This is a genomic window from Pseudomonas graminis, assembly GCF_900111735.1.
GTDB classification, from domain to species: domain Bacteria; phylum Pseudomonadota; class Gammaproteobacteria; order Pseudomonadales; family Pseudomonadaceae; genus Aquipseudomonas; species Aquipseudomonas graminis.
The window spans coordinates 1-3,008 of the sequence record NZ_FOHW01000081.1 but is presented as its reverse complement, the minus strand read 5'-3'; the positions used below and the strand labels follow the sequence as shown (position 1 = coordinate 3,008).

At 46.7% G+C, this 3,008-nt stretch carries 4 protein-coding genes and 1 pseudogene; all 5 read left to right on the top strand.

The genetic code is table 11. The features are described 5' to 3' along the window. The coding region (locus BMY98_RS27395) for a hypothetical protein (RefSeq protein WP_217648339.1) at positions 1–471 on the top strand (471 nt) is incomplete at its 5' end. Positions 472–715: 244 nt separating this feature from the next. Next, positions 716–1,105 (top strand): annotated as a pseudogene (locus BMY98_RS28245) (cytidine deaminase-like fold-containing protein); the annotation flags it as partial. Positions 1,106–1,107: 2 nt separating this feature from the next. Continuing rightward, a complete protein-coding gene (locus BMY98_RS26425; protein ID WP_069665395.1) occupies positions 1,108–1,503 on the top strand; it encodes a DUF6911 family protein in 396 nt (131 codons plus the stop codon). A 153-nt stretch (positions 1,504–1,656) separates the two neighbouring features. Next, positions 1,657–2,112, top strand: coding sequence for a hypothetical protein (locus tag BMY98_RS27170; protein WP_139214598.1), 456 nt, complete (start codon positions 1,657–1,659; stop codon positions 2,110–2,112). Further along, positions 2,109–2,675: a hypothetical protein gene (locus BMY98_RS27165; protein ID WP_139214597.1), complete on the top strand. Its 567-nt coding sequence runs from the start codon at positions 2,109–2,111 to the stop codon at positions 2,673–2,675. The genes BMY98_RS27170 and BMY98_RS27165 overlap by 4 nt, the downstream gene beginning before the upstream one ends. Positions 2,676–3,008 lie beyond the last annotated feature (333 nt).

Below are 3,008 nucleotides of genomic sequence, written 5' to 3'. Positions count from 1 at the left end.
AAAAATCTCAATGCGGACAGCGCGTTCACCGATAATGAAACAGGTTCGCCTGCTCATGCGGACGCCCCTGATCCTGATCTGCCTCCTCCTGCGGACTCACCCGCCGGCGGTGCAAAAGCGACAGGTGGTGCAGTAGAGCTAACGTTTGACAAGGCTACCCGGACTTGGACAACTCCAGCTGGTCTAGACTATGGACAAGGATCGGTTCAAGGAAACAGAGTTTTGCATGTTTTAGAGCATGCTGATCCGAATCCGGCCAAGACAACACATAGCGTCTTTAGTATGGACAGAAAAGAGATTTTAGGCACTATCGATGAGGCATGGCTCAAGAAAGGTAGTCCTGTAGTAAATGATCCGGGTGCATATGTTGTCCCGATGGGCCGAGCGATTGGTACTTCTGGAGAAACGAGTATTAAAATTATTGTTCGGCCTGGGACCAGTCAGGTCATTACCGCTTATCCTGTTAAATAGAGAAGTCTTATATGTTGTGTCCAAGGTGTGAGCAGGGAGATATTGTCAGGGCTAAGATTATAGCTGATGACACTTGCTTGTTCGTATGTCAAGAGTGCGAGGCCTCATGGTTTTTATACGAAGACATTGGGGTTAGGGCCTTTTTCGACTATGGGACTTATATGGAAAGTCTAGGACTGAAACCACTATGGAGTGAGTTGAAAATTATTCCTGAGTAGGTGCAAAAGGTGTATCTCCAGTTGTAACCGCAGAGGGAAAGATTGGCGGAAAAACATTCACCGATTTTAATCAGACTGCACGTCCAGCTTCAGAAGCTAATGCGAGTCAACCAACCTTGATATCTGATCGGGTAACCGCTAAGGCTGACGCATCTGGGAAAGTCCTGCCAAATGGAAACATGGCCGACGCTCACGCAGAAATAGGTGTGATTCAGCAGGCATATACTGCTGGTAAAACTATGGGGGCAAGCATGGAGCTTACCGTCTCTGGTAAAGCAGTGTGTGGGTACTGTCGAGGAGATATTGCGGCAATGGCGGAGAAATCTGGACTTACTTCTCTTGAGGTCAAAGAGGTTGCAACTGGTAAAACTCTATATTGGCAGCCTGGAATGCGGGCTCTGAGAGAGAGGAATTAGTAATGAAATTTTCTCTATCATGGATTGTCGGGTTTGGATCTGAATGTCAGGGGGGTAGAGCTAAAGAACCTCTTTGGAGTGATATTGAACTTCGTCTAAGAGAAGTATGCGGGACGTCTGGCTCTGTTACATTAGAGGCTGTGAATTTTAATGGGTTTGAGCTGTTGAGTTTGCAAGTTATTGCAGATGATGGAAAGTATGCGATGACTTTAGGGGAGGACAATGGCGAGGATTACATTGTTCGGTCTTACATAGGAGGCGAAAATTCAGGGCAGACAGTTTGTATCCTTGGGGATGCTGTAGATGCCTCAGGAGTTTGTACGGATTTTGAAATTGTGGTTGATATTTTTAGGCGGTTTTTTGAAGGGGGTCAGGTTTCTTTTAACCTAATGGCTTAATCCTTTGGGGCAAAAGACACCGCGTCCGGATTGGTTTCTGGAGAGACAAGCGTCGTAGGGGCTGGCAAACCTGCATCCAACGATGCCAGCTTCGCAGGCCCTAAAGGTTATACCCAAGAACTTGATGGCTCTGTGACAGGCCCAGGCGGCGGGGTGTACAAAGCTACTGGGACTCTGGATAGCAGTGGAAATCAGATATATCTGGGAGGTAACGGTAACTACTACACCCTGACTGGTGAGGGTTCTACCAGAATTCCTTCACCTAATCCGTCGACAGACATTGGAGCGACAGGGAAAATTGGAGAGAATGACTTAAAGTCGCTGGGTGGTCAGTCACAGGTGTCATTTCAGACAAGCCTAGGTGCACGTTTTGTCGATCAATTGGCTCCCGGTAACATGGCCCATGAATCAAAGGTTGGTTACACCTCACTTGATGCAAGTACGGCACTTCAAGTGGCTAAGGACGCGGAGTTGCTGAGTAGAGGTATGGTAAATGGGGTAACATGGAATTTTTTCAAGAGCCCTGTTACGGGCCGCGTGGGCGCCGCGCCCGCGTTACTCAAGGCACTTTCCGATGCGGGCATTAAAGTAGTGGTGCATGAAATATGAAATTTACAACAGCTTATACCCCGGTCACCACAGCTTTTGCATCAATGACTAAAAAAGAATTAAGTGATTTTTATGAATGTTTTATACTAAATGTGCCCTATTGTTTGGATGAGTTAATTCAAAGTATTTGGCAGACTCCCGGATTTGATAGTTGGAGGGCAGACTTCTCTCCGGAGTCTTTAGGTGCACTCGGTGAGTGGTTTGCCACCAAACTTAAAAAAACAAAATCAAGTTCAGATGCGGTGCAGTTTTCCACAGTCGCTCAAGCGAGCCCTGTCGCTTGGGACTTGACTGATGAGGAAAAGTCTTTGGCTGTAAAAGTCGGTATGTACTACGGGGAGGTCGCAATTAGAAATCATCCATCACTAAGCTGGATGCAATTGAAGGGTAGTAAAAAGCTCGCTGATTACGGGCAGCCTGTCATAGGCGGTCCAGGTATTATTCCAACAAATCCTGTGAGAGTTGCCAATGCATTTGCGTGGGGTATCGCGGATGGCTCAAGAACCGGTAGCCGACTCCAAGAAACTTATGATTCCTGGATGGAAATGATAAATGATAAATGATAAATGATTAGGCGTTATAAACTTGGACCGATAAAATGGGTGGGCCCTTTGTTCTATGTCAAAACTTAATCGAGTCGACAGGGGGGCGTGTCAAAGAAATTAAAGCCACTGCGCAAGCCTGAATAATGATGATGCGTTTAGATCTGGTTGAGAAATGGCTTCTGGAAAAGCTTAAGTCAGGGAATGAAGTGTAGCGCGGAATTGCTGTAGAAGTTTTCTCCGTGAATAAAAGGGGACGGAATAAAAGGGGACGGACCCCTTTGATCTGCACTCAGGTAAATCAGGCGCGCATATCGTCCCGACAAATCCCACAACAATAGGAGGTGGATCGTG